Below are 26407 nucleotides of genomic sequence, written 5' to 3'. Positions count from 1 at the left end.
GCGTCCTTTCGGCTTGCTCTAGAACCCGAGGTAGGCGTGTCGGAGGGCGTCGTCCCCGGCCAGGGTGTCGGCGGGGCCTTCCATCGCGACCTTGCCCAGATCCAGGACTACGGCGTGTTCGGCGATCGACAGCGCGCTCCGCGCGTTCTGTTCTACGAGCACGACGGTCATGGATTCGGAATCGACGAGTGCACGGAGCGTCTCGAAGATCTGCGCGACGACTTTCGGAGCGAGCCCGAGAGACGGTTCGTCGAGAAGAAGGACCGACGGTGTCGCCATCAGAGCTCGACCGATCACCAGCATCTGCCGTTCCCCGCCGGACAGGGTGTGCGCAGAAGACGCTCGGCGGTTGGTCAGGGGCGGGAACATCTCGTAGATCCGATCGAGAGTGACGGCGTCGTGACTTCTGTTGCGTCCCAACGCGCCGAGTCGAAGATTTTCGTCGACGGTGAGTTCGGCGATCACTCCACGACCCTCGGGGACGTGCGCAAGTCCTTTGCGAGACATGCGATCCGGTGCCACGCCGACAACGTCGACACCTGCGAGATCGATCCGTCCCGATACCGGTCGAATGAGGCCGGAAACGGTGCGAAGCAGTGTCGTCTTTCCTGCTCCGTTGGCCCCGAGCACGGCGGTGATCGCCCCGGCCGCGACGGTCATCGACACCGAATCGAGGGCGGTGACGGGCCCGTAACGCACCGTGAGGTCGGTGATCTTCAGGTGTGCCGCGTCAGTCGTCATGTGCCACTTCGTTTCCGAGGTATGCAGCGAGCACGGCGGGGTCCTCGCGGATCTGATCGGGTGTCCCCTGAGCGATGACCTTGCCGAAATCGAGTACGTAGATCCGGTCGCACACACTCATCACGAGGTCCATGTGATGCTCGACGAGCATGACCGATGTGGCAGGCCTTTCCGGATCGGAATCGGTGGAAACTGCTGCCAAAGAACGAATCTCGTTGCCGAGCTCGCTCATTTCGTCGCTGGACAGTCCCGAGGCGGGTTCGTCGAGCAGGAGCAGTGTCGGTTCGCTGACGAGAGCCCGCGCGAGCGCGACTCTCTTGCGCACCGCGTACGGCAGGCTCGGCGGCAAGCGGTGGGCGTGGTCGTCGATGCGCAGTCGCTGCAGCATGGCCATCGCGATCGATCGGACCGCAGCGTCGTCGGAGGCGCTCGACGGCAGCCCGAGAAGGCCGGCCAGGACTCCGGTTCGAGCCGTTCGGTCGGCACCGACCATGACGTTGTCCAGAACGGTCATCCGATCGAACAAGCCGAGTCCCTGCAGAGTTCTGCTCATGCCGAGTCGGGGGAGGTCGTGTGGTCGGAGTCTTGGCAACGTTTTGCCGTGTCGGCCGAGTGTGCCCGATTGCGGGCGTACGAGTCCGCACGCAACGTTGAACAGGGTCGTCTTGCCGGCCCCGTTGGGTCCGATGACGCCGAGGACTTCGCCGGGGCGCACGTCGAGACTGACTCCGGAGAGCGCGACGATTCCGCCGAACGACACGTCGACGTCCTTCATGGTGAGAACCGGGTCCATCGTGTCGAGAGAGTTCAAGTGACGCACCTCACAATCTGTTGCGTTCACTATGGTGCGTCGCGCACAACGGGCGATATGGGCGCTGCGCACAGAATCTTTGGGTCGCTGGGCACCAGTACCGGTCAAATCGCCCTGTGATGTGGGCTCTGTGCGCAAAACTGTCAGGGTGGGTGCTCCTGGTGGTCGACACGCATCGACGCGATCCGCTGCCCGCGGCGCGGTGACGGCCTCGGATCAGGAGAAGATCCGGAGCGCATGGGCGGCCCTGACGCCACGGGCCGACACGATCGCCGACTCCATCACGTTGGCGCTCATCGAGCAGGAACCCGCCTACCTGGCCAGCTCCGCTCCGGACATCGCCGGCGAGATCAGGCGCAGTACCCGCGAGCACATCGGTCAGGGTCTTCGCACGTTGTCCGGGCTGCCGGCCGCGAACGACAACACCCGTGAGGTGTGGCGTCGTACCGGGAGGGAACGCGCTCGCCAAGGCATTCCGATGGAGTTGGTACTCAAGGCGTACACGCTCGGTAGCCGAACGCTCTGGGAGGAGTTGATGCTCGAGCGAGAACAATGCCGATCCAGCATCGACGAGCATCTGCTTCTGGTGGCGGGTCAGCAGTTGTGGCGTGCGCTGGACAGCCAGTACGAAACTCTGGTCGAGGCGTATCGGCAGGAGAGTGCCCGAATGCAGCAGCGGGACCTCGCCAACGTCCTGGAAATTCTCGACGGTCTTCGATCGGGGCGTGGTGGAGATCCGGCATTCGTCATCGAAACTCGTGCCACACTTGGACTTTCGGCGTCACAGCAAATTGCGTGTGTCGTCGGTCCACTCGACGATCAGGGATCGCCGCCGCTGCCTGCGCCCGAGGATGCGTTGGATCAGATAGGCGCGGTATCGCATTGGAACACCAGGGACGGCCATCAGTTCGCGCTCGTGGCTCTCGGAACCGGGTCGTGGAATTCCGTCGTCGATTCCCTTGCGGCGCAGGCCGTGGGGCCGGTCGGCGTCGCGCATTCACCCGAAGGCGTGTCTTCGTTCGCGGCGGCGTACCGATTGGCGGCGTTGACGGCCGAGACCATCACCGAGGGCAGCGGCGTGGCGTTGGCGACGGAGCGTCTGCCCCGCGTGATCATGGCTGCCGACCATCAATCGTCGGAGTTGCTCGTGCGCCACGCTCTCGGCAGTTTGTGGACGCACCCGGAGCCGCATCGCGGAACGCTGCTCGACACTCTGGCGCACATGCTTGCCTCCGACGGTTCGCCGACCAATGCCGCAAAGGCGCTCTACTGCCACCGAAACACGGTGATCTACCGGGTTCGTCGGATCGAGGAGTTGACCGGGCACGATCTGACCGATCCGCGAGATCGGCTTCTGCTGACGCTCGCCCTGGTCAGGACGGGGCACTGGACTCGTGCCGTCGGGCAAGGTGACAGCTCGACGCCCCGTGGATCATTCAATCGAATGAATTGACGAGACATTTTTTTACTCGGTGTAACGCGCGGTCGAAGAGTGCATATATTCCAGGTGGCTCCGTGCTGCTGCCTGACCCCCGACCCGGCAGCAGCGCGGAGCCTTTGTTCGTTCGGATACCGAACATCGCCGAGTGAGCGTCGTCGTTCGGTTTGCGTAAGCTCGTGCGCGGGGTACTCCGTGCCCACGGGTGGAACTTTCATCGAACGGTGGTCCTGGAAGGGTCGAACGTGAGCGAGGGCAAGAGTAGGTCGGGCGATGGGCCGAAGGGCGACGAGACCCATCCCGACACACCGCCGTACGACGCTCCCACCGAGGCATTCGGGGCTGTCGGTGATGACATGTCGAAGCCGGCGTCCGAAGCCGATCGCCTGTCCGACGACGTGACGGTCGACCCCGCGGCCGATGTCGAGGGCACGGACGCCACAGAATCACCTGTTCACGAAGCCTCGACCACAGAATCCGTCACTACTGATTCCGTCACTACTGATTCCGTCCCCACTGATGCCGCCACCACGGAGGTCGTCGAATCAGCCGGTCCGACGGATGCAGTCGAGTCCGATTCGTCGACCTCGTCCCCGCAGCAGACGCCGGTCGCGGATGAGTCTCCGACTGTGGCGCAGCCCGTCGTCCCTGAGCAGCCCGAGTCTCCTACGGAACCACCCTCGACTCCTCCCAGCGACGGTAGCGCGCAGGCAGATGGAGCAGGCGTCACGCCGCCGTGGCGGAAGATTGCCATCGGCACCGGTGCAGTGTTCGCCGTCTTCGCACTGCTGTATGTCGCGGATTGGTTCACTTCGAGTGACCGTGTGCCCCGCGGTGTCACCGTTGCCGGAATCGACGTCGGCGGCAAAGCTCACTCCGACGCCGAAGACACGTTGCGCTCCGAACTCGGCCCTCGCGCCGAGCAACCCGTTCAGGTCGACGTCGGCGATCGGCAGGTCGACGTGCTCCCTGCCGCTGCCGGTCTCGGGGTGGACTGGAATGCGACGCTGGACCGCGCGGGGTCTCAGCCGATCAATCCGATCACCCGGCTGACGTCTTTCTTCGGTAGCCGCGAGATCGGCGTCGTATCGACCACGGACGAGCAAGCATTGAACGTCGCCATCGACGGCCTCCGCGCCGAGACCGATCGTGCTCCCGTCGAAGGCGACGTCGTGTTCGACGGTGTCACTCCTGTTGCTGTTGCACCACTCGAGGGTCGGGTGTTGGATGCCGACGGGACGCGTCGAAATCTGCAGACCGAATGGGCTTCGGGGGCAACGGAAGTGGTCTACGAGTCCACCCCCGTATCGGTGACGCAGGACGCGGTCGACCGAGCCTTGGCCGAGATCGCAGTTCCCGCTGTCGAGGCACCGGTGATCATCGCCGGTCGCGAGAACGTCGATGCGACGCTGCCGACCGACCGCGTGGGCGAGATTCTGCGCTTCGATCCGGACGACCAGGGCGGGCTGACTCCGATCTACGACACCGATGTCGCCACGGGGATATTGGCACCACAACTCGTTCGCACCGAGGTACCGCCGAAGGACGCGTCGTTCACGTTCTCCGGCGGTGCGCCGACCGTCGTGCCCGGGGTGATGGGTGAGCTCGTGGAGTGGCGTAAGACTCTCGAGCAGCTGCCCGCACTGTTGTCTGCGGACGGCCCCCGCACCACCGAGGCGATCTACGAACCGGCTCCGCCCGCTCTCACCACCGAGGCCGCGCAGAATCTCGGTGTGCGAGAAGTGATCGCCGAGTACACCACCGGCGGGTTCGAGTACGCGTCGGGCGTCAACATCGGGCTGACGGCGCAAATTGTCAACGGTGCACTCGTGAAGCCGAAGGAGACATTCTCGCTCAACGGATACACCGGTCCGCGAGGTACGGCGCAGGGCTTCGTCGAGTCGGGGATAATCGACAACGGCAGACCCGATCGCGCCGTCGGCGGTGGCATCAGCCAGTTCGCGACGACGCTGTACAACGCGTCCTACTTCGCCGGCATGGAAGACACCGATCACACCGAGCACAGCTACTACATCAGCCGGTATCCCGAGGCCCGCGAGGCGACGGTCTTCGAGGGTGCGATCGATCTGAAGTTCACCAACCCCAACGACACCGGCGTGGTCATCGAATCGTTCGCCGATTCGTCCAGCGTCACCGTTCGACTGTGGGGCACGAAGACCGTCGACGTCGAATCCATCACCGGGTCGCGAACCAACCCCACGTCACCCAACACGGTGACGCTGCCCGCCGGCGCAGGCTGTGTCGCATCGGGTGGAGGACCGGGATTCACGGCCAGCGACACCAAGGTGATCAGCGATGCCGCGTCGGGCAGGGAATTGTCGCGGAACACGAGAACGGTGAAGTACGACCCGATTCCGATCGTGAAATGCGTCCAGCCCGATCGCCCGGACCCTTCGCCTGCACCTCGACCCGACCCTGCGCCGGAGCCGGAACCGGATGAGTGACGCCCGAGCTGCGAGGACACAGTTCGAATCACCTCGAGTCGGACTGTGGCGTCGCCGCCCGATCGGGTGTTTGCTGGTAGCAGGGAACTGCTCGAAATGAATGTGCCCGTGCGGGGGTTGCACAGCACAGGTGCTTCACTGCACTCGACCACCGAAAGGGAGCATTGCCGATGACGCTCACACGTACCGTCCTCGATCAGCAGACGCTGCGTGAGGCGTACGCGCAGTTCCCCAGCGGCGTTGTGGCGATCGCCGCGAAGATCGACGGCGTGCTGGTGGGGTTGGCAGCGAGCAGCTTCGTTTCGGTGTCCATCGATCCGCCTCTGGTGGCTGTCTGCATTCAGAACACGTCGACGACGTGGCCCAAACTCGAATTGGCACCCAACATCGGCGTCAGCGTTCTCGGTGAGGCGCACAACGATGCCGTTCGTACGCTGGCGGCCAAGACCGGTGACCGATTCGCCGGTCTCGATCTCACCGTCACGGACGGCGGAGCCGCCTTCATCGTGGGTGCAACAGCGTGGCTCGACACCACCATCGACCAGCAGATCCCCGCGGGCGACCACTTAATCGTGTTGCTGCGCATACATTCCCTGGATGTGCAGAGTGAAGTGAACCCAATCGTGTTCCACGGCAGCAAGTTCCGCAAACTGCAGCAGTAATCTCTGGTTCGACTTCGTTCGGCCTGTTCACCCATCGCCGGTCGTCCGTTCGCCCCTCCGGTTTTCGCAAACGCGCGCGCACTTGCGGCAGCACAGGTCGGGAGCGAGCAACCCACACCCAGCACACAAAGAACAACGGCCGCACCCGTGAACAGGTGCGGCCGTTGCAATGTCAGTGGATCAGAACGCTGCTTCGTCCAGTTCCATGATGTCGTTGTCGATGTTGGTCAGGATTGCTCGCGTCGAAGTGAGCTGCGGCAGGATGTTCTTGGCGAAGAACGAGGCCACTGCGATCTTGCCCTCGTAGAACGCCTTCTCCTTGCCCTCTGCACCGTTGTCGAGTGCGGCGATGGCAATTTCGGACTGGCGCAGCAGCAGCCAGCCGATGAGCAGATCGCCGAAGCCCATCAGGAAGCGCACCGATGCCAGGCCGACCTTGTACAGCTCGGTGGGCTGGTCCTGTGCACCCATGAGGTGCTGGGTCATCGAGGTGACGATGGCCTGCACATCTTCGAGTGCGGTGGCGAGCAGTGCGCGCTCGGCCTTGAGGCGGCCGTTGCCTGCCTCACTGTCGATGAACGACTTGATCTGTCCGGCAACGTGAGCCAGAGCAACGCCGCGGTCGCGGGCGATCTTGCGGAAGAAGAAGTCCTGCGCCTGGATGGCGGTGGTTCCCTCGTACAGCGAGTCGATCTTGGCGTCACGGATGTACTGCTCGAGCGGGTAGTCCTGCAGGAAGCCGGAGCCACCGAAGGTCTGCAGCGACTCGGCCAGCACCTGGTAGGCGATTTCCGAACCGACGCCCTTGACGATGGGAAGCAGGAGGTCGTTGACGCGGTATGCGATGTCTGCGTCGGCGTCCGAGACCTGCTTGGCGGTGATCGGATCCTGGTGTGCGGCGGTGTAGAGGTACACCGCGCGCAGTCCCTCGGAGTACGCCTTCTGCAGCATGAGGCTGCGGCGAACGTCGGGGTGGTGTGTGATCGTGACGCGCGGCGCGGTCTTGTCGGTCATCTGCGTCAGATCGGCACCCTGGACGCGCTCCTTGGCGTAGTCGAGTGCGTTGAGGTAACCGGTGGAGAGGGTGCCGATTGCCTTGGTGCCGACCATCATTCGAGCGTGCTCGATGACGTCGAACATCTGCGCGATGCCCTTGTGGACCTCGCCGACGAGCCAGCCCTTGGCGGGGACGCCGTGGCCACCGAAGGTGAGCTCACAGGTGGCGGAGGCCTTGAGGCCCATCTTGTGCTCGACGCCGGTGACGAATGCGCCGTTGCGCTCGCCCAGCTCGCCCTTCTCGAAGTCGAAGAGGACGGACGGTACGAAGAACAGGCTCAGGCCCTTGGTGCCCGGTCCGGCACCTTCGGGGCGAGCGAGCACGAGGTGGAAGATGTTCTCGAACAGGTCGTCGGAGACAGCCGAGGTGATGAAGCGCTTGACGCCCTCGATGTGCCACGAGCCGTCGTCCTGCTTGATGGCCTTGGTGCGACCTGCGCCGACGTCGGATCCGGCGTCGGGCTCGGTGAGCACCATCGTGGCACCCCAGCCGCGCTCGACGATGACCTTGGCCCACTCCTTCTGCTCGTCGGTTCCGTTGTGGTACAGGATGTTTGCGAAGCCGGGGCCTGCGGAGTACATGAATGCTGCGGGCTGCGAGCCGAGGAGCATCTCGTTGATGCCCCACAGGAGATTGCGCGGGGCAGGCATGCCGCCGATTTCCTCGTCGAGTCCGACGCGCCACCACTCACCGTCGTAGAGCGCCTTGAACGACTTCTTGAAGGAGTCGGGCAGCTTCAGGCTGTGGGTATCGGGATCGAAGACGGGCGGGTTGCGGTCCGCATCGGCGAAGGACTCGGCCAGCGGTCCCTCGGCCAGGCGTACGACCTCACGCAGCATGTCGCGGGCGACCTCGCCGTCCATGTCGCCGAAGTTGTCGCCTTCGAGCGTCTCGTCGAGTCCGAACAGCTCGAAGAGGTTGAACTCGAGGTCCCGAAGGTTGCTCTTGTAATGGCCCATTGCTCGTTCGCTCTCCAGTCGGTGGTGCGGTCTCGTGAGTACCGCCCAAGTTAGCTACTCGTCGGTAACTTAAGGGATATTACCCCCGATCCGTTTCGCTGCCAAGGGCGGACCTACTCGCCAGTAGCAGTGCATCGATCGCAGTGCCGTCGCTCACGTCGCGATACCGATTCTCGGCGGTCACAATGGTCAGCCGGGAGTCGATGTCGGAGACCAAATCCTCTGGCGTGTAAAGGATTTCGATTTCCTGTGGGCCGCCGATGCCGGACTCGATGTTCGACGTGTGGTGCCCGAGAATCATGAGGATTCCTTCAGGTTTCAGCGCCGAAATTGCGGCCGAGACGGCCTTCCGTCGTCCTTCCGGGGACAAGTGCAGGTAGAACATGAGAACCAGGTCATAGTTGGGTTCCGTTGCCAATTGCGTCACATCGGCATGAATCCAGGTGAGGCGTTCGCGAACGGACGCGGGTGCAGTGGCGGCGATACGACTCGCCCTCGTCAACCCCACCGAGGAGAAATCGACCGCGTCGACGGTCCAGCCGCGGGTGGCCAGCCAGATGGCGTTCCGACCCTGGCCCGACGCGAGATCCAGTGCGCGACCACGCTTCAGCGTTGTCGCGACCTCGACCAATGTCGCATTCGGTGCCTCGCCGTACACGAGTTCTCGGCCGTCGTACTTGCGATCCCACTCTGTGGCGTCCACCTTCGGAAGCCTAGTGGGGGCTACTACAACGTGGTGCGCAGCAGCAGGACGTTGTAGTTCTGGTAGACGGTGGCCAGGAAGTACAGGTCTCGGCCGGTCGAGAACGGGTGGATGTACGGCGCATAGATGGAGCTGACCTCGCGGGTGTCGACCAGAACCTCCGGTTCGCTCCACGGACCGACCGGTGACGGTGAGCGCCGCAGCACGATCGAGTTGGCATTGTCGGTCGTCATCATCAGGTACTGCCCGAGCGTGGCGTTGTACGTGACCGAGAGTTCTCCCACTCCGCCGACGATGGGTGCCGCCGCGGCCGGGTCGCCCTTCTTCCAGTCCTGGCCGGTCCAGTACTCGTATTCGCCGAGCTTCGCGATGTCCTGCTCTTTCACGCGGGCAACGTGGCCGAGGTTGAACCGGCCGGGCGGGGTGCCGTATTGATAGACGTAGCCGCCGTCCTTCAGGTATGCGCTCTGCTGGAAGTTACGGTCGCCGCCGACGCTGGGGCGCTGGGTCTCCGGCAGCGGTGCCCAGTTCTCCCCGTTGTCGTTCGAGACCGCAAGCCCCGAGAAGTTGGTCTCCCAGGTTCCGGCCGGGCCCCAGTTCTTCACCGACATCAGGTTCAGATACTGGGTGTCGCCGACGGCCACGCCGGCCGTCGGGATCCGACTGATCTCGACGAACGGGATCTTGGGACTGGGAACGACCTCTTTGGTCTGGCCCAGCGGGTCTTTCACGATGCTGTCGAAGTTCATGCCGTCGGCGAGGTTGCGGTCGGTGCTGCGGACGATGGCATTGCTGCGCCACGACCACAGACTGCCTTGCAGCAGGTTGGGTATCCCGAGTCCCGCGGTGTCGCCGAATGCCGTCAACACCTCTCCGCGGCCGTTGTCCCACATGATTCCGAGATCGGTGCCGATCATGTTCACGTTCTGGGTGTTGTTGGGGCTCGACATGCCGGTCACCTGGGCGACGGCCTGGGCTCGGCCGTGCAGCTGCGGCAGCCCGAACGTGCCGTTGAGCCCGGCTATGGGATTGACCGCATTGGGATCCGCCATGGCATTGGGGCCTGTGACCAGCAGCGACGCCGCCAAGGTCACGGTAGCGATGGTCAATGCTCTGGAACCTACGCGACTCAAGACGTCCCCCCGATTTCGATCTCCCACCCCGACAACCTCAGGAACCATATCAGCGGTTTGTTCGAGGGGTAATACATTGAGTGATCCGCTGTTTCGGAGGAATCGGGCGAATGCACCTCGATGTCGTAATCTGGACACGTGAGTGATCTACCCGATTCCGGGCTGGCCAGGGATCTGTCCGTCAGTGCGATGAGGCTGAATCGGAGGCTGCGTCTGCGCCATTCCAGCGACAGATTGCCCGTCGCTCAGCTGTCGATTCTGACGACTCTGCTGCGAGAAGGGCCGATGACGACGGGTGAGTTGGCGGCGCGGGAGCGAATAAAGCCACCGTCGGTGTCGCGGTCATCGCACACGTTGGTGGAATCCGGTTTGATCTCTCGGGCACCGCACCCGACGGATGGCAGGCAAGTGGTTCTGCAGCTGACCGATACCGGGACTGCTGCCGCGCGGGAAGAGGTCGCGTCTCGGGAGATTGCGCTTGCCGAGCAGTTGGAGAACCTGACGGCACAGGAGCGGGAGACATTGGCCGCCGCCGCCGGCATTCTCACCGAGATCGTCGAACAGGTCGACTGAGCTTCGTCAGTTGTCGTTCCGTACTTCGTGATCGAGGGTGTCGATGTCCCACTCGAGAGTCGAGCCCAATTCTTCCGAATCGCCCCGGCGTGCGACGCGACCGAGGACGGTGGCGACGACTGCCGCGCACACCATCCATACGGTAACGACTATCCACAACCCGGTCATGACACACTTTCTAGCACCCGTGTCTGTGAAATCGCCGTGAAACGGTGATTCGGCTTTGTTGCGATTCGATATTGGTCGTCGATGGTTCGACAATCAGGACATATCGAAGGCGCTGTTCCACAACAGATGTGGAGTTTCGGGCTTTACGGAACCAATTCGGGCAAAACAAACCTCACGTAACGGACTCGAAATCCTGTTTCGATCGAATTCGGTCGACGGCAATGCGGAACCGACTCTCCGGTGCGCACTTGTGGGATACCGGGTCCAGATCCGACTCGAAATCGACATCCCGCAATTCTTCGAGCATTGTCAGAGACGCCCCCGCGGCCGTCAGCGCGGCGTGTGTATCGGTGCCCGTCGACGGTGCCGACATGGGCACGTCGAGTAGGGCCCGTGCCATGGCCGGGTCACGCAGGCCCAGCGCCCACCAGCCGCCGTCCTCGGCCGATCCGAGCACGTCGCCATGGTTCAGCCGCGCGGCTGCGTCGGACAGTATCTGCGCGGTCACCTGGGGTGTGTCCATACCGATCTGCAAGACGGCTCCGTCGGTGGCCGCGTCTGCGTGTGCGTTCGCCAGCCGTTCCCCCAGTCCGTCGCCGCGTTGCGTGATCACCGTGAACGACGCCAGAGCCCGAGTCAGTTCGTCGGAGCGGGCCGCGTCGGCAAGGGTGCCGGTGAGAGCCACGACGCGGTGATCGACGTCGGCCGTGGAGACCGCATCGAGGCTGTCCAGCAGCGAGGCCGCAGCCAGCTCGGCCGCAGCGGCATCCCCGATCGTGGCGGCGAGGCGTGTCTTGGCCAGACCGGGAACGGGAGCTTTGGCAACGACGAGAGCGGTGACGATCACGAAAGAACCTTCCAGAAATCTCGCACGGCGACGATCGTTCCCTTCATCGAGCCCGAAACCTTGGATGTACCAGCAGTTCTCGGACGGTAGTCCACATCGTGTTCGGCAACGGTCCACCCGGCTTCGGCTGCCAAAACGAGCAGCTGCAGCGGGTAACCCGAGCGACGGTCGGTGACGCCGAGGTCGAGCAGGGCCTGGCGGCGGACCGCGCGGATGGCACCGAGATCGTGCACCGGAAGCTTGTACTTGGTCCGGAGCCGAAGGGACAGAACGGCATTGCCGATCCTCGCGTGCAGGGGTGAGCTTCCCCTGGCCGGTCGTCGACGGCCGACGGCGAGGTCGGCGTGATCCAATGCGGCCACGAGCGTCGGCAGGTCACCCGGATCCATCGAGCCGTCTCCGTCGAGGACGCACACGATCTCGGTGTCGGCGGCGAGGACGCCCGCGTGCACGGCAGCCCCGTAACCAGGTACCGATTCCGACACCACGGTGGCTCCGTGCGCCGCGGCGACGGCGGCGGTGTCGTCGGTGGAGTTGTTGTCCACCACGATCGTCCGATACCCCGACGGCATCGAATCGAGAACTGCAGGAAGCGATTCGGCCTCGTTCATGCAGGGAACGACGACGGTGACCGAGCCCGGGTCAGACACGAGGGGGACCCGTACCCTCGGCGTCGCGCAACGGTGCGTCGGCGAATGCGGTGAGGCCCTCGCGAGGCATGACCTTCGCGCGGAATCCCAGAGTCCGTTCGGCGAGTTCCGAACTGGCGACGATGTGCCGCACATCGCCCGCTCGGTACTGTCCGGTGGTCTCGGGTGCCGGTCCGCCGCGTGCGTCTGCGAGGATGCCTGCGACTTCACCGATGGTGATCGGTTGTCCCGAACAGACGTTGAGCGCGGTGAAGCCGTCCAGTGCGGCCGAGATCGACGCGATGTTGGCCGCCGCTACGTCGTGAACGTGGACGAAGTCACGGGCCTGCTTGCCGTCCTCGTAGACCGTCGGAGCCTGGCCGCGTTCGAGGGACGATCGAAACATCGCTGCCACACCGGAATACGGGGTATTGCGCGGCATGTGCGGGCCGTACACGTTGTGGTAGCGCAGTGCTACCACCGATCCGCCGGTAGCAATTGCCCAGGCGGAGGCGTAGTTCTCCTGAGCAAGCTTGCTGGCGGCGTAGGTACTCCTGGGCTCGAGTCTCGAATCCTCCTCGACCAGAAGCCAATCGAGTGGCTCACCGGACCTGGGATCGCGGTTGTCGAACATGCCTGCGTCGAGGTCGGCGCGGGAGCGGGGCCGAGGAACGACGGTCTCGCCCGACGAATTGAGGTACCGCCCCTCGCCGTACACGACCATCGACGAGGCGAGAACCAGTCGGGTGCAGCCCGCCTCGTACATGGCTGCGAGCAGGACTGCCGTCCCGTAGTCGTTGTGGCTTGCGTACGCCGGGGCATCTGCGGCGTCGACGCCCGCTCCGACGACTGCGGCCTGATGACACACGACGTCCACTCCGCGCAGTGTCTCGACGAGTGCGTCCTTGTCTCGCACATCGAGGTCGATGATCCCATCGGCATGCGCGCCGGGGCCGTGCGCCGATTCGAGCATCGCGTCGACGCCGACCACGTCTAGGTCGGCGGTTCGCGCGGCGTCGAGGATGTGGCCACCGATGAATCCGGCTGCGCCGGTGAGGAGTACCCGTGTCATGGCAGCTCGATCGGCAGGGTGATCCCGGTGTGCACGCGGCACGTAGGGCAATCACCGGTCGGAGCGTCACGAACGGCCGATCGCACGAGGGTCTTGAGTGGTTCGATGTTCTTCTGGAATTCCGCGAACACGTCCACGGCCTTGACGCCCTGACCGGATTCGATGCCGGCATCGAGGTCGGTCACCAATGCGATCGGTGCATAACAGAGTTCGAGCTCGCGAGCGAGAACGGCTTCGGGGTGGCCGGTCATGTTCACCAGTGTCCAACCCTGGCGGGCGAACCACTGGCTTTCCGCGCGAGTGGAGAATCGCGGACCCTCGACGACCACCATGACGCCGCCGTCGATCGCAGTGTCCTGGACGGCCGCCCTGCGCAACTCCCCGCAATAGGGATCGGCGAACTCGACGTGGATGCCGCCCTGATCGAAGTAGGTCTGCGTTCGCCCGGAAGTGCGATCGACGAGCTGATCGGGAATCACGACGGTGCCGGGGCCGTACTCGGGCACCAGTGATCCGACGGCGCACGGCGCGAACACTCGACTCACCCCGAGCATCCGCAGCGCCCACATGTTCGCGCGGTACGGCAACGTGTGCGGGGAGTACTCGTGATTCCGCCCGTGCCGAGGGAGGAAGGCAACATCTCTACCCTCCACCTCGCCCAATGTGATCGGAGCGCTCGGGACTCCGTAGGGCGTATCGAGCACGATCTCCTCGGCGTCGTCGGCGAAGAACGAATAGAAGCCGCTGCCGCCGATGACGGCGATCTCGGCCCGTCCCTGCGCGTCCTTGTTCATCTGTTCATCCTCCATCACCGTCGGTCGATATGCTGATCGGAAGTCGTGTTCGTCTCGAGGTCCGCAGGGAGAAAACACTATCCGTTACTGGAGAGAAGCCGTCGCCGGTGCGCTCGCCGTCGCGCTCGTCGTGGTCGCGTTCATCGTGCCGTATCTGGGAAACGAACTCGTCACGCCCATCATCAACAGAACCCCTCAGCAGGTGCGCGATTTCGCAGACGCGGCACCGCTGTTCGGATTCCGTGAGATTCACTTCGGGTGGGGAACTCCGTTCGCCGTACTCATCGCCGTGGCCACCGTGCTGTGGGGGCCTACGGTGGCCCGCCGGTTGTCCTGGACGCGCTTGCTGTTCGTCGTCTGGGGCGCGTCCGCAGCATGGACGATGTCGTTGGCGATGGTCGATGGGTGGAAGCGCGGTTTCGTCGACCGGCTGGCGTCGACGGACGAGTACTTGCACGAGGTACCGGGGATCACCGACATTCCCGCAACTCTGCGCGGATTCTCCGAGAGAATCCTGGATTACCAGGCGGATTCGTGGACCACGCATGTCTCGGGACATCCGCCGGGCGCGTTGTTGACCTTCGTCTGGCTCGATCGACTCGGCCTCGGCGGTGGGGCGTGGGCGGCGACGCTCTGCGTGTCGGTCGGGACGAGTGCCGCAGTCGCTGTCGTCCTCACGCTGCGGGTGTTGGGCGACGAGAAGATGGCCAGGCGCGCAGCGCCGTTCGTGGCCATCGCGCCGGCCGCGATCTGGATCGCCGTGTCGGCGGATGCGTTCTATGCCGGGGTCGCCGCGTGGGGTGTCGCGCTGCTGGCGATCTCCACGAAGCGGTACCTGTGGCCCGCGTCGATCGGTGCGGGAGTGCTGCTCGGTTTCGGTATCTATCTGAACTACGGGCTGGTACTGATGGGCTTGCCCGCGGTGGCGGTACTGATTGCCGGTCGAAAGATTCTCCCGTTCGTGGGCGCGGTCATCGGAGCGCTGATCGTCGCGGGAATCTTCACGGCGTACGGATTCTGGTGGTACGACGGTTACGAGTTGGTGCAAGAACGTTACTACCAGGGCATCGCCAAGGATCGCCCGTTCGAGTACTGGGGTTGGGCCAACTTCGCGGCGCTGTTCTGTGCGCTGGGTGTGGCTGTGCCAGCGGCATTCCCGCGAATTCTCACGCGAGTGCAGCCGATCAACCTGCTGGTGATCGGCGGCGTGGCGGCGGTGGTGATGGCAGATCTGAGTCAGTTGAGCAAGGCCGAGACCGAGCGAATCTGGTTGCCGTTCGCGATGTGGATGCTCATTGCGCCCGCGGTGTTGCCGATGCGCACGCACCGATTCTGGTTGGCACTGCAGGTGATCGGCGCATTGGCGGTCAATCATCTGCTGTTCACGAATTGGTGAGCGGTGCAGGCGTCATCTGGGCGAACCAGCGCCCGTCGATCGGTGCGACGTCGATCATTCGAAGGCCTGCTGCCCGAGCGAGATCCGCGGTGGCGTCGGCGCTGACACTCGACCACGCGAACCAATCTCCGACCATGGTGTCGGTTTCCCAGCGCACGGTGCGGTGCCGCACTCCGTAGTTGCTCGGCGCATCCACCTCGGCGATGACGGCTCCGTGCGGTGCCAGTAGGTCGGCAGCGCGGCGCAGCAGCCGAACCGGATCGCCGCCGATGCCGATGTTTCCGTCAGCAAGCAGCACGCAGGACCATTCGCCGGTGTCGGGCAGTGGCTCGAAGATGTCCTTCAGGACGGCGTTTCCGCCGCGGCCGATGGTCAGGTCGACGGCTGCCTTCGAGGTGTCGACGCCGAGTGCCGACACTCCCCGTCGAGCAAGTGCTTCGGTGAGGCGCCCGGGCCCGCAACCGAGGTCGAGGGTGGGGCCGGTACATCGACTGATCATCGCGTGGTCCGCACGGCGATCCTCCAGGGACGAGGCATCCCCGCCCATCCAGCGGGCAGTGGGTAGACGTTCTCGTGTGCCGTCGGAATCGCCTATCCAACAGGGCAATCCGGCTGCTGCGCGGTGGAAGAGTGTATCGGCGGTGACGCTCATGCTCGGCTCCGTACGAGGATCAATCGAATGAAGTAAGCGGCTGCGCTCACGGTGAACAACGCGGCGGTGAGCGCGAGCCAACGACCGAGGAAGGGCTCTTGCGTCAAACCGGTTGCGGCCCGGTACGACTCCGCACCCTGGGTGAGTATCCCGGGAAAGAACATGAGAAACGTCAGTCCGGCTCCGAGAGCGGGAACGCGAACGTAGTTGACCGGAGACAACATCCAGGGGCGGTGTGTCGATCCGGTGAGAAGTCGGTCGGCGAGCGAGTAGAGCGGATACAGCACGGCGTCGTGCAGCAGGACCGAACCGAAGAACCACACGATGATGGACTTCCACCACACGTCGTTGTTCCACAATGTTTCCGGTCCGGCAATCGCGATGACGTAACCGACGAGGGCGAACGAAAGCAGCAGACCGACTGCGTGCAGTGGGTGCCCACCGTAGATCTTCGTGAACGCTCTCATCCGAGGCTCCTGACCTTGCTATGCAAAAAGACCCGTGCGCGAGAGCCACCGTCTGTCACGGTGTGCTCTCGCGCACGGGGTCAGGCAATGGTTATGCGGCGGTCTTGACCGTGATGGTCGCAACGCCCACGAGCAGGCCCGGGGTCACAGCATCGGTGTTGAAGGTGCTGTTGAGCAGTCCGGCAGCGGTCTCCGAGATCTTCACCTGGGTGCCCTGCAGGATTGCGGTGTTGTCGGGTCCGGTCGCCAGCGGCTGCAGGGTGCGGCCGTCGAGATCGAACAGGACGGCGTCCGCAGCAGCCTCTTCGCCGTTGACGGTGACGTCACCGGTGAGAAGTGAAGTGCCCGGGTCGATGTCGAAGTTGGTGAGCTCGACGACGGTTTCGCCGGCGGTCAGCGACAGGCCGCTGCCGTCGTGCATGATCTCGCCCTGGACGTAGGGATCCACGGTGCCGGGCTCCCAGTACTTGACGTCTCCGCCGGTGATCGGGAAGCGGATGGAACCGTCTGCGAGAGTGGCGGTTCCGACTACGCCGGGCGTCAGGCCCAGGGTGGTCAGTGCGCCCAGGAAGCCGGGATCGAGTGCAACCGCGGTGTCGACGCCGTTGCTGAGGTCGGCGACCTCGGCAGCGGGCTCGGGGGTGCTTTCGGTGGTTTCCATGGCCGATGCGGCCGAGGACGTGGCTGCATCGACTGTGCTGGAAGCGTCGTCGCTGGAGCATGCGGCAAGCGGGACGATCGTCATTGCACCGATTGCGGTGGCGGCCAAAGCTTTACGAACAGTGAACATGTCGGTCAACCTTCCGTGCTCGTCTCTCGAGCGTTGTGGGTCATTCGGCGCTGCTTGCCGAGCGGATGGGTTACATCTCGATCCCTGCTGGGAGCGTGACAACCTGTTACCCGACAAACCGGACCGTCAAACCGGAAAGATTCCTGATGTTCGGTGCAGACTCAGCGAAGTATCAAATCCGCTGCCCGTTCTCCGATCACCACCGACGGCGCATGGGTGTGTCCGCGAATGATGCTCGGCATGATCGACGCATCGGCCACGCGAAGGCGGTCGACTCCCCTTACCCGGAGCTCGGAATCGACGACGCTGTCGGCGTCGTTACCCATCCGGGCGGTGCCCACGGGGTGGTACAGAGTGTGCGCATTCTGCTCGAGGGCCTCGGTGAGCAGGTCCGCCGGGGAGATGTTCGACGCCACCCTGGGGCGGAGGATGTCGCCGAGCTCGCCCTTCAGCGAGGGGGTTTCCGAAATCGCGACGCAGGCCCGTAGCCCTTCGATCATGGCGCGGCGGTCGAGTCCGCCGGGGTCGCTGAGATAGCGCGGCTCCACGATGGGCTTCGCCAAGGGGTCGGCAGAGCGCAGGGTGATCTCGCCGTGGCTCTCGGGTTTGACGAGTACCGCGCCGATGACGGCGGCGTGTGAGTCCTGGCCGACGAGTCCCTCGTCGAAGAACGGTGCCGGTCCGAAGATGAGTTCGACGTCGGGCAGGGCAAGGTCTTCTCGGCTCTTGATGAATCCGTACGCCTCGGCGACGTTGGAGGTGAGCATGCCGCGTCGGCGCGTGAGGTAGTTGACCAGCTCGGGGATCTTCTCGGCATGGAAGAGGGAGTCTCGTTCGGTTTTCCAGCCGATGAGGGCGGCCAGGTGGTCGAGGAGATTCTGTCCGACGCCCGGTGAGTGATGCTGAACGGTGATTCCGTGCGATTTCAGTTGTTCCTGGTCGCCGATGCCCGAGAGCATGAGCAGCTGTGGGGTGTTGATCGCGCCACCGGAGAGGATCACTTCCTTGTGTGCGCGCACGGTGTGTGTCTCGCCGCCGGAGATGTATTCGACGCCCACGGCCGCAGTGCCCTCGAACAGCACGCGAGTGGCGTGTGCCTCGGTGAGGATGGTGAGGTTCTTGCGCTTCTTCGCCGGTCGCAGGTATCCATCCGCGGTGCTCCACCGTGCTCCGCGCTTCTGGTTGACCATCGTGCGGGTGAAGCCCTTGGGCTCGGGCAGGTTGGCGGTTTCCAGCGGATAGCCCGCTTCTTCGACGCCGTCGAGGAACGACGACGTCAGGTCGCGAGGGCTGCGCTGGTGCGAGACGATGAGTGGGCCGTCGGTGCCCGCGTCGAGTGCTGTTGTCCCCTCGATGTTCTCGATCTTGCGGAAGTATCCGACGAGGTTACGGAACGACCAGGAGTCGTCGGAGACTGCCGCCCACTCGTCGTAGTCGGCGGCGAATCCGCGCACCCACATCATGGCGTTCATCGACGACGAGCCACCGAGCATCTTGCCGCGCGGCCAGTAGATGCTGCGATCTCGGAGCTCCGGCTGCGGTTCGGTCAGGTAATCCCAATCGACCTCGCTACGAAAGAGTTTGGAGAACGCAGCCGGGATGTGGGCGAACTTGTTCTTGTCCTCGGGACCTGCTTCGAGCAGTATCACCTCGTTGCGAGGGTCGGCGCTGAGGCGATTGGCCACCACTGCGCCTGCGGAACCTGCGCCCACCACGATGTAGTCGGCAGTCTTGTGCTGTGAGCTCATCTTTGTCCTTGAAGTCGTGGCGGGCGCAGGGGTGTCAGCCGCGCAGGGCGGAGGCGAATATCGCGGGCAGTTTGGCCCAGGACGGTGCACCGGCGAATGCAGTGAGCAATTTGCCGGTCGATGCTGCGGTCTTGTTGGTGACGAACCACGGCGGCTTCGGGGAGATGGAGAGTTCCCCGTTGATCAGTGAACGCGACAGGGGACGGAAGGGGCCACGGACCACTGTTCTTTCGGGCCCGTCGATCAGCAATGCGTTGTGCACGATGCCGATTCCACTCTGCACGTCGTCGACGGTGTGACCTGGGTAGGCGCCCCAGGTGGCCGATGCGGTGAGGAAACCGAGTGCTGTCCATGCGTTCACGGCGATGGTGCCGTACCGCAGTTCGGCGAGCATGGTGTCGAACTTCTCGCCGAGTCCCTTGATGGTGGCAGGGGAGCCGATGATGTTGATACCGAGGGTGCCGGTGAATTCCTCGTTCGCGGCCTGGACGGCCTTGGCTGCGAATGCTGCACCGCTGTAGGGCAATTCGATGACACCCATAACCGGAGCGAAGTATTCGGTTTGCAGCAGGGGTGCGTATTCACCGGGGTTCAGATCGGTGATGAGCACGCGGCCCCCACCGTCGCCGAGTCGTTCCGCGGCCGGGTAGGTGGCGGTGGCGTCGGACACCCTTTTGTCGCTGCCCGGGTAGTAGGGAGTGCGTGCCGGTGCGCGATCGAGTGCCGCGCGCAGAGCAGCGATGAATTCGTCGCGCTGCTTCCATTCGGAGGACAGCACGACGACCTGCGATGCGACACAGTTGTACCCACTGTTGTGCAGTCGTTGGGTGGCAACGTGTTCGGCCTGGAACAAGATGTCGGCGCGGCTCCACTCACCTGGCAGCACGATGGTGGGCGAGACGCCGCCGAGCTCGCTGGAGATGTCCTTGGTGAGAATCGGGTCGTTCGCGGCCTTGCGGGCGGCTCCGTCGTTGCCCGTGCCGAACACGATCGCGTCGTGTGTGAGGGAGCTTCCGGTCATGTGAACGTGGTCGACGAGATCGTGCCGAACCAGGTAGGTGCCCACATCGGCACCGCCGGTGAGCAGGCGAAGTGCGCCGATGTCGACGAGGGGTGCGAGCACCTTCTCGAACACCGGTAGCAGTGGATCCATGATGGGGTTCAGCTTGAGTGCGACCACCCGGTTGAACGCGAGCAGTTCGTACAGGGCGTCGAGCGGGGCGATCGAGGTGATGTTGCCTGCTCCGAGTACCACTCCGATGCCTGCGGTGTGCGCCGGGTCGAGTTGGGCGAGCCCCGCGGTGCGCTGTGCAGTCGCACGATCGATTCCGGGCTTCAGCCATACCTCGCCGGTGAACCCGTTGAGTAGCAGGCGGTCGAAGATGTTGAGCGGCAGCACCGACACCGTCGTCCGCCCGCCGGGCGCCGTCCCGAACTTCACATCGGCCAGCGGACTGGTGCCCGCTTCCAGCGCCGTGAGCGTGTGGGAGAGGGCACCGAGCGCACCGAGGAAGGAGTAGGGGCCGGACAACCATTCCTCGCCGACGAGGCTGGACGAGCTGTCGAGGCCCTTGATCGACGAGGCCGCGGTCACCCATTCCTGGGCGTGAGTGGAGGTCAGCGCGTGCATGCGTTCGAGCAGTGCCCGCCGATCGGCCAGGGTGAGTTGTCCCCAGTTCTTCTCACCCTGAGACAGATCGGTGAGAGCGGCATCGACGGCTGGCTGGGAGTCGGAGCCAGTGGTCGGGGCGGGATGCAGGTACGGGGTGGCTTCGCTGGTCAACTTCTCGGCTCCAGATCGTTGTTCGGATACACGGCTTCGAGTGTGATTGTCGTCGCATTCGTGGCGTGGACGCTATGGGCCACCGCTGTCAATCGAGTCCCACCGTTTGTGCCGTCGCACAGTTCGGGTGTGGCGTGACTTACATGGGTGCGGTTAGAGTTCTGTCATGACCGCGACCGAATTGGATCTGCATCCGTCACCGACCGATCTGGCCGCGACGATGCTCGACGGCGTCGACGATCTGGCGAGCGAACTGGTGCGTCGGATCCTCGGGGCCGAGCATGCATACCTCGAATCGACGCTGCTCACGCCCGAGCAGCTGCACGAGGCGGCGCGGAGCAATCTGGCGTCGATGCTGGGCAAGCTGTCCGGTCGCGCGCCCATGCAGCTGGAGTCGGCACAGGCCGCAGGCCGACTCAAGGCCGAGCAGGGGGTACCGCTGGCTGCACTGCTGCACGCGTTCCGGCTCGGCGGCAGGTTGGTCTGGGACGAGTTGATGCTGCGCTCGGACGGCCGGGCGAGTCACGCACTTCTCGACATGGCAGCACAGGTGTGGGCTCTGGTCGACGTGTATTCCGACGAGGCCGCGGAGGCCTATCGGCAGAGCGCAGACATGCGTGCCCGCGAGAGTGCCGAGGCCCGTGGCCGACTCATTCGGGTTCTCTTCGCCGATCACACGGCGAATCCGTCCGCGGCTGCCGACGCGCTGCGAGCATTTCGCATTCCCGACCACGGTTACTTCGTGGTGGTCTCGCAGGAGCCGCTGACCACGGCGGTGGGGGTCGACGGGTTGATCGCGCGACTTCGTTCGACGGGCACCGAGTCCGTGTGGGATGCGGAGGTGGACGGAAGCGTCGGGTTGATGTGCGCGGCAACCGAATCGGAGATCGACTCCGCGTTGGTGACGCTGCGTGAATTGTGTGCGGGGCGGGTAGGGGTGAGTTCGGTCTTTCGGTCCCCGTCGGGTATCGGTGACGCCGTGGTTCAAGCGCGGCTGGCGAGATCCTGTTGCACTGCCGAGTCGACGCCGATTCGATACGACTCGGTACCGGTGCCGCTGTTGTTGGTCCGCGATCCGAAGTCGGGTCGCATTGCCTCGCGTCAGATCCTCGGCGATCTACTGGCGTTGCCACGCGCCGAGCGGCAGAGCCTGCTGGCCACACTCGACGCGTGGTTCTCGTGCGGTGGATCCACCAAGGGTGCGGCCGAATCGCTGCACTATCACCGCAATACGGTGTTGTATCGGCTACGTCGGATTGCCGAGCTGACCGGCCGAGATTTTCGTGATCCCGTTCAGGCCGCAGAACTGTACGTCGGACTCAGAGCGCATCAACTGCTCACCTGAGACATCAATTGCTCGCCAGGACAACGTCGAGGATTCCGGATCCCAGGGGTACCGGGACGCACGTCGGGGGGCGTGCGTTCGCTGGATCCAGTGCATTGAGCGCCAAGCGCAGTGCAGTGGGATCGTAGGTGAACGTGAAGTGCGCTACCTCGGTGTCGGGGCACACGTCCTGCACCACGATGTTCTGGGCTCCGGGATCCCGAAGTAGCGCATTGGTATACGGCTGAATCACTTCGTCGACTCTGGTTGCGATGGACGTGTACTCGACGCCGGGCACGGTGTCGCCGCCTGCATTGAGGCGATCGAGAAAGTCGGATCCGGCCATCAGTTGCGCCAGCCCGGGTCCGAATTCGCCTGCCACCAGACTGGTTGCACCGGGCACAGCCTGCACGACGGGGGTGGCTCCGTACATGGTGCCGCCGTAGGTCGGGGATGCAATTCCCACCCAGCGACGCACCATGGCGTTACCGCCGAGCCGATTGACGAAGTATCGTGCGACCGCAGCACCCTGTGAGTAACCGACCACATCGACCGCTGCAGCCCCGGTCGTGTCCAGGATGGACTCGGCCATCGATTTCAGTTGTGCCGCACTGTCTTCGATGGCACCGTAGCCGTTGCTCGTGCCGTCGGGAGATGCACCGTAGTTGATGGCGAACACGCAGAATCCGGCTGCTCGGAGTATCGGGGAGAAGGCGGCCCAATCGGAGTACGCAGTGGAGTCGGTGCCGTGCACCAGGATGACGGGGTCGGGGTGCTCTGCGGTGGGTGTGCAGCTCATGACGTTGGACCCGGGTGGGGCGGCGTCACGGTTGGTTGCCGCGTAGCGGATGGCGTCGGCGTGGTCGGGTTGCTCGGGCGCAGCCGCAATGGGCATCAGTGGAGTCGCTTGTGCGGTCGGTGCAGCGATGGCGACAGCAGCAGCGGCGATGACGAGGGTGATCAGACTCTGGCGTGATCCGCGCATGTACAGACGGTATTCCTGAATTTGTGAGATGTCCCTATGACCAACGCGTTTGACCGGTAAAAGTCCTAAGAATTGTTCTGCTACAAAGAACCGAGCGAAAAGAGGAGAGTTGATCGACGCACGACGAGGGGCCCAGCCGATGTGGCTGGGCCCCTCGATCGATCGGGCTTACCTGCAGGTCAGAGACGGCTCACGCGGAGCCAGTCGACGCTCATGGTCTGCGGGTACGGTGTGCTCGTGGGTGTCTTCCCGACCCAGTTGTTGCCCACTGCCACGTTGAGCAGGATGTAATGCGGCCAGGCACCCGAGAATGCCTTCCAGTTGCCGCCTTTCGCCTCGTACTGAGCCTTGGTCAGTGAATATCTCGCAACTCCGTCGACGAACCAGGTGATACTGGTCGGTAGCCAGTCGATTCGGTAGGTGTGAAAGCCGTTTCCGACGGGACCCATTCCTCCGCCTGCTTTCACGTCCTGGCTCGAATTCCTTTTCGAGGGACCATGCAAATTGAACGATGGCCCGTTCAATCCGGGAATTTCGACCGCGTCTATCTCGCCTTGACTGGGCCACGAATACTCACCGCCGGGCTGGAGTCCCAGTGTCCAGAATGCCGGCAACAAACCCTGTGCGCTCGGCATCTTGATCGACGCCTCGATGCGTACCGGTGGGGTTGCCGACTGCTTGCCCATGCTGACCACTCGAGCGCTGGTGAAGTTGTTCGGTGCCCCCTTGCCGTCCGGCGGGGTTTCGCGACGCGCGGTGATGTTCAGGGTTCCGTTGAACTGGTTCGCATTGTTCCAGGAGTTCGTATAGTACTGCTGCTCACCGGAACTCGCACCCCACCGGCCGGTCTGGAACCCCCATTTGGAGGGGTCCGGTCCGCCGTAGCCGTTGAATTGATCTTCCCACAGGAGGGTTCCTGCTCCGCCTTGGGTTCTCAGGGGCGCAGCGAGCGCGGGGGCCGCGGTGGCCGACGAGACGGCAACGGCCAATGTCGTCAGGGTGACCGCAGCAAGGGTCGATAGTGAACGCATGAGGGGATTCCTGTCAGGTCAGATGTCGTGTGAAAGAAAGTCGACATTCGATTTCTAGCACGCCGATGAAGGCGGAAGAAGACTCTTTTGAAATGCAGGAATTCTTGCGAATACAATGAATGAATTCGCATACGCTATCGGTCTTTTGCGAGGGTACCGACCGATCGACCCGTTGGTCGGTTTGTTTCAGGAGTGAATGTAGTGACTCGGGATAGTCCGTGTGTTCAGGGTTGTTCGTGAGTCGGAGGTGAGGCCGAAGGGTCGGTCCGTGGAGCCGGTGACGGGAATCGAACCCGCCTCTCAACCTTGGGAAGGTCGCGTTCTACCAATGAACTACACCGGCGCGGTGTTGCGCTGTTCAGGTTAGCAGGGCACTCAGACGTCGATTCGCACACCGTGCAGCAGGATCAGGGCGTCTGCGGCGGCTACCGGTTTGGAGAACAGGTAGCCCTGCGCGCGAGTGCAGCCCAGTTCGATGAGGGTGTTTCTGGCGCTCTGCGTTTCGACGCCTTCGGCGATGATGCTGAGCCCGAACGCGTCGGCGAGTCCGATGATGGACTGGACGATGGCGAGGTCGCCGGTGGTTCCGTTGCCGAGCTCGGTGACGAAGGCGCGATCGATCTTGAGTGCGTCGACGGGCAGTTCCTTCAGGTGCGACAGTGAGCTGTATCCGGTACCGAAATCGTCGATCGCTATTTGCACGCCGAGTTCGCGAAGTTCGCGGAGCGTCACGCGAGTGCGTGAGAGGTCCTGCACCACTGCCACTTCGGTGATCTCCAGGCAGAGGTTGGGGCCTGCTATCGAGAACTCTTCCAGTGCTCTGGCGACGGCGCCGACAAAACCGTTGGTGACGAGTTGGACCGGCGATATGTTCACGCGCATCGAGATGTCGAGCTCGGGGATGTCCCGCTGCCAGTCGGCCAGCGTGCGGCAGGCGTGTTCGAGAACCCAGCGACCGAGTTCTCCGGCGAGGTTCGTCTCCTCCGCGACCGGGATGAACGCGGACGGGGGTAGCAGTCCACGGGTGGGGTGCTGCCATCGAACCAATGCTTCGACTGCGGTGATCCGTCCCGAGACGAGGTCCACCTCGGGCTGAAAATGCAGGATCAACGAATCGCCTGCGATGGCGTCGCGCAGGTGGATCTCGACGTCGTTGCGTAGTTCGGAATCGGCATGCATTTCGTCGGTGAACAGAGCGATGTCATGACCGCCTGCACGTTTGGCAACCAATGCTGCTCGATCTGCCTGTCGCAGCAGTGATTCCGCGGTGTGCCGGCCGGGTTGGCCGAAGGCGATGCCGATACTCGCGCTGCGGCTTATTCGTTCGACACCGAGGGTGACGGGTGCGTTCATGGCATCGGCGATGAGTTCGGCGTGGTGTGTCGCGACGCGGGCCGAGCACGGCCCGGCGAGTACGACGACGAACTCGTCGCCGCCCAGACGCGCGACCATGCCGGCCGAATCGCCGACGAAGCTCTGCAGTCGATTCGCGATGGTTTCGAGGAAGTGGTCTCCGGCGAGATGCCCGAGAAAGTCGTTCAGTGCTTTGAGTCGATCGAGGTCGATGTGCATCACCGCGACGGGACCGGGCATGGACGGGTCGAGTCGTTCGCGGAGGTGCTGTGCGAGGGCCGTGCGGTTCGGCAGTGAGGTCAAATGGTCGTGCAGGGCCGCGAATCGCAGTTGTTCCTCGGCGATCACTCGTGCTTGTAGTTGGGAGAGCAGCGCCGCAATTGCTTTGAGAGCGTTGAGTTCTATCTCGGACCAGGACCGGTCGCCGATCTTGATCAGGCCGAGGATGCCGATGGTTCGTTCCGCGTGCAGCAGCGGCACCACGGCCATCGACGTCGCGGAGAATCCCGATCCCTGCTCGACGCGTCGGCGATAGCCATCCTGTTGCTGGCCCGGCCGAAACACTGCCGGTTCGGTCAGTGTTTCGGCCAGTGCGAACACCGAATCGGCGTCTTCGAATTTCACGACGGCCAGCGGATCCGGATCGGGCCTACTCAGTCGTCGGGGCCATTCCGCGCTGAGCACAGTGGCTCTCGCCTCGAAATCGTTGTGCCTGAGGAAACCGAAGTCGATGCCGAGGTGGTCCACGAGTCGCCGCAGCACGGATTCGTACGCCTCGTGCACCGTCGCCGCATCGACTCCCATGAGTTCGGTTGCGACGCCGGTG

At 63.8% G+C, this 26407-nt stretch carries 24 protein-coding genes and 1 tRNA gene; 6 read left to right on the top strand and 19 right to left on the bottom strand.

What is annotated here, in order from left to right; genetic code table 11:
• Positions 1-18 precede the first annotated feature (18 nt).
• Both CH286_RS06130 and CH286_RS06125 read right to left on the bottom strand, forming a co-directional pair.
• Entirely contained in the window at positions 19-741 is a 723-nt protein-coding gene (locus CH286_RS06130) for an ABC transporter ATP-binding protein (protein ID WP_052057854.1), read from the bottom strand.
• Complete coding sequence (locus CH286_RS06125; RefSeq protein ID WP_230592640.1) at positions 731-1552, bottom strand: ABC transporter ATP-binding protein; 822 nt, start codon at positions 1550-1552, stop codon at positions 731-733. The genes CH286_RS06130 and CH286_RS06125 overlap by 11 nt, the downstream gene beginning before the upstream one ends.
• A gap of 148 nt (positions 1553-1700) precedes the next feature.
• Here CH286_RS06125 and CH286_RS06120 point away from each other — a divergent pair, with 148 nt between their 5' ends.
• The 3 genes from CH286_RS06120 (at position 1701) to CH286_RS06110 (ending at position 6117) form a co-directional block, all read left to right on the top strand.
• Positions 1701-3005, top strand: coding sequence for a PucR family transcriptional regulator (locus CH286_RS06120; RefSeq protein ID WP_255182585.1), 1305 nt, complete (start codon positions 1701-1703; stop codon positions 3003-3005).
• Between the two features lie 230 nt (positions 3006-3235).
• Complete coding sequence (locus CH286_RS06115) at positions 3236-5455, top strand: VanW family protein (protein WP_094608735.1); 2220 nt, start codon at positions 3236-3238, stop codon at positions 5453-5455.
• 170 nt (positions 5456-5625) lie between these two features.
• Positions 5626-6117 (top strand): flavin reductase family protein, encoded by a 492-nt coding sequence (locus CH286_RS06110; RefSeq protein WP_032405285.1) that lies wholly within the window; start codon positions 5626-5628, stop codon positions 6115-6117.
• Positions 6118-6297: 180 nt separating this feature from the next.
• Here the strand turns inward: CH286_RS06110 and CH286_RS06105 are convergent, their stop codons facing one another.
• The 3 genes from CH286_RS06105 to CH286_RS06095 form a co-directional block, all read right to left on the bottom strand.
• Positions 6298-8133 carry an acyl-CoA dehydrogenase gene (locus tag CH286_RS06105; protein ID WP_032405286.1) on the bottom strand — a complete coding sequence of 612 codons (1836 nt, stop codon included), beginning with the start codon at positions 8131-8133 and terminating at the stop codon, positions 6298-6300.
• Positions 8134-8212: 79 nt separating this feature from the next.
• Positions 8213-8836, bottom strand: coding sequence for a class I SAM-dependent methyltransferase (locus CH286_RS06100; RefSeq protein WP_094608678.1), 624 nt, complete (start codon positions 8834-8836; stop codon positions 8213-8215).
• Positions 8837-8859: 23 nt separating this feature from the next.
• Entirely contained in the window at positions 8860-9888 is a 1029-nt protein-coding gene (locus tag CH286_RS06095; protein WP_242640352.1) for a DUF4185 domain-containing protein, read from the bottom strand.
• Positions 9889-10107: 219 nt separating this feature from the next.
• Between CH286_RS06095 and CH286_RS06090 the strand changes: the two genes are divergently transcribed.
• Positions 10108-10542: a MarR family winged helix-turn-helix transcriptional regulator gene (locus CH286_RS06090; RefSeq protein WP_032377579.1), complete on the top strand. Its 435-nt coding sequence runs from the start codon at positions 10108-10110 to the stop codon at positions 10540-10542.
• 6 nt (positions 10543-10548) lie between these two features.
• Here the strand turns inward: CH286_RS06090 and CH286_RS27790 are convergent, their stop codons facing one another.
• The 5 genes from CH286_RS27790 to CH286_RS06070 form a co-directional block, all read right to left on the bottom strand.
• Positions 10549-10710, bottom strand: a complete 162-nt coding sequence (locus CH286_RS27790; protein ID WP_165712864.1) for a hypothetical protein — start codon at positions 10708-10710, stop codon at positions 10549-10551.
• Between the two features lie 172 nt (positions 10711-10882).
• Positions 10883-11557 carry a TIGR04282 family arsenosugar biosynthesis glycosyltransferase gene (locus CH286_RS06085; protein ID WP_094608677.1) on the bottom strand — a complete coding sequence of 225 codons (675 nt, stop codon included), beginning with the start codon at positions 11555-11557 and terminating at the stop codon, positions 10883-10885.
• Positions 11554-12207, bottom strand: a complete 654-nt coding sequence (locus tag CH286_RS06080) for a glycosyltransferase family 2 protein (RefSeq protein ID WP_094608676.1) — start codon at positions 12205-12207, stop codon at positions 11554-11556. The genes CH286_RS06085 and CH286_RS06080 overlap by 4 nt, the downstream gene beginning before the upstream one ends.
• The gene (locus tag CH286_RS06075; RefSeq protein WP_094608675.1) at positions 12200-13258 is read right to left on the bottom strand and encodes an NAD-dependent epimerase/dehydratase family protein; all 1059 of its coding nucleotides are present in this window, start codon (positions 13256-13258) and stop codon (positions 12200-12202) included. Before CH286_RS06075 ends, CH286_RS06080 begins: the two co-directional genes overlap by 8 nt.
• Positions 13255-14052: an S-methyl-5'-thioadenosine phosphorylase gene (locus CH286_RS06070; RefSeq protein ID WP_094608674.1), complete on the bottom strand. Its 798-nt coding sequence runs from the start codon at positions 14050-14052 to the stop codon at positions 13255-13257. Before CH286_RS06070 ends, CH286_RS06075 begins: the two co-directional genes overlap by 4 nt.
• Before the next feature lie 79 nt (positions 14053-14131).
• On the opposite strand from CH286_RS06070, the gene CH286_RS06065 reads away from it, so the two are divergent.
• Complete coding sequence (locus tag CH286_RS06065) at positions 14132-15448, top strand: hypothetical protein (protein WP_037147672.1); 1317 nt, start codon at positions 14132-14134, stop codon at positions 15446-15448.
• Here the strand turns inward: CH286_RS06065 and CH286_RS06060 are convergent.
• The 5 genes from CH286_RS06060 to CH286_RS06040 form a co-directional block, all read right to left on the bottom strand.
• Complete coding sequence (locus CH286_RS06060; protein ID WP_094608673.1) at positions 15435-16100, bottom strand: methyltransferase domain-containing protein; 666 nt, start codon at positions 16098-16100, stop codon at positions 15435-15437. The two genes, CH286_RS06065 and CH286_RS06060, sit on opposite strands and share 14 nt — an antisense overlap.
• The gene (locus tag CH286_RS06055) at positions 16097-16567 is read right to left on the bottom strand and encodes a hypothetical protein (RefSeq protein WP_032405292.1); all 471 of its coding nucleotides are present in this window, start codon (positions 16565-16567) and stop codon (positions 16097-16099) included. Before CH286_RS06055 ends, CH286_RS06060 begins: the two co-directional genes overlap by 4 nt.
• A 91-nt stretch (positions 16568-16658) precedes the next feature.
• The gene (locus CH286_RS06050) at positions 16659-17357 is read right to left on the bottom strand and encodes a hypothetical protein (protein ID WP_032405820.1); all 699 of its coding nucleotides are present in this window, start codon (positions 17355-17357) and stop codon (positions 16659-16661) included.
• Positions 17358-17518: 161 nt separating this feature from the next.
• The gene (locus tag CH286_RS06045) at positions 17519-19105 is read right to left on the bottom strand and encodes a GMC family oxidoreductase (protein WP_094608672.1); all 1587 of its coding nucleotides are present in this window, start codon (positions 19103-19105) and stop codon (positions 17519-17521) included.
• A 34-nt stretch (positions 19106-19139) separates the two neighbouring features.
• Complete coding sequence (locus tag CH286_RS06040; RefSeq protein WP_094608734.1) at positions 19140-20864, bottom strand: aldehyde dehydrogenase family protein; 1725 nt, start codon at positions 20862-20864, stop codon at positions 19140-19142.
• A gap of 190 nt (positions 20865-21054) precedes the next feature.
• On the opposite strand from CH286_RS06040, the gene CH286_RS06035 reads away from it, so the two are divergent.
• Positions 21055-22233 (top strand): PucR family transcriptional regulator, encoded by a 1179-nt coding sequence (locus tag CH286_RS06035; RefSeq protein ID WP_032405294.1) that lies wholly within the window; start codon positions 21055-21057, stop codon positions 22231-22233.
• Positions 22234-22237: 4 nt separating this feature from the next.
• Here the strand turns inward: CH286_RS06035 and CH286_RS06030 are convergent, their stop codons facing one another.
• From CH286_RS06030 to CH286_RS06015, 4 genes are all read right to left on the bottom strand, one after another.
• Positions 22238-23197: an esterase/lipase family protein gene (locus tag CH286_RS06030; RefSeq protein WP_094608671.1), complete on the bottom strand. Its 960-nt coding sequence runs from the start codon at positions 23195-23197 to the stop codon at positions 22238-22240.
• 179 nt (positions 23198-23376) lie between these two features.
• On the bottom strand, positions 23377-24228 hold the full coding sequence (locus CH286_RS06025; protein WP_032405296.1) for a glycoside hydrolase family 16 protein: 852 nt from the start codon (positions 24226-24228) through the stop codon (positions 23377-23379).
• A gap of 269 nt (positions 24229-24497) precedes the next feature.
• Positions 24498-24571 (bottom strand) — tRNA-Gly (locus CH286_RS06020).
• A 32-nt stretch (positions 24572-24603) separates the two neighbouring features.
• On the bottom strand, positions 24604-26385 hold the full coding sequence (locus tag CH286_RS06015; protein ID WP_094608670.1) for a putative bifunctional diguanylate cyclase/phosphodiesterase: 1782 nt from the start codon (positions 26383-26385) through the stop codon (positions 24604-24606).
• Positions 26386-26407 lie beyond the last annotated feature (22 nt).

It is taken from the genome of Rhodococcus sp. WWJCD1 (assembly GCF_002258735.1).
Lineage (GTDB): Bacteria > Actinomycetota > Actinomycetes > Mycobacteriales > Mycobacteriaceae > Rhodococcoides.
Note: the sequence above shows the minus strand (reverse complement) of the source record. Positions and strands in the feature narration are given on the sequence as shown.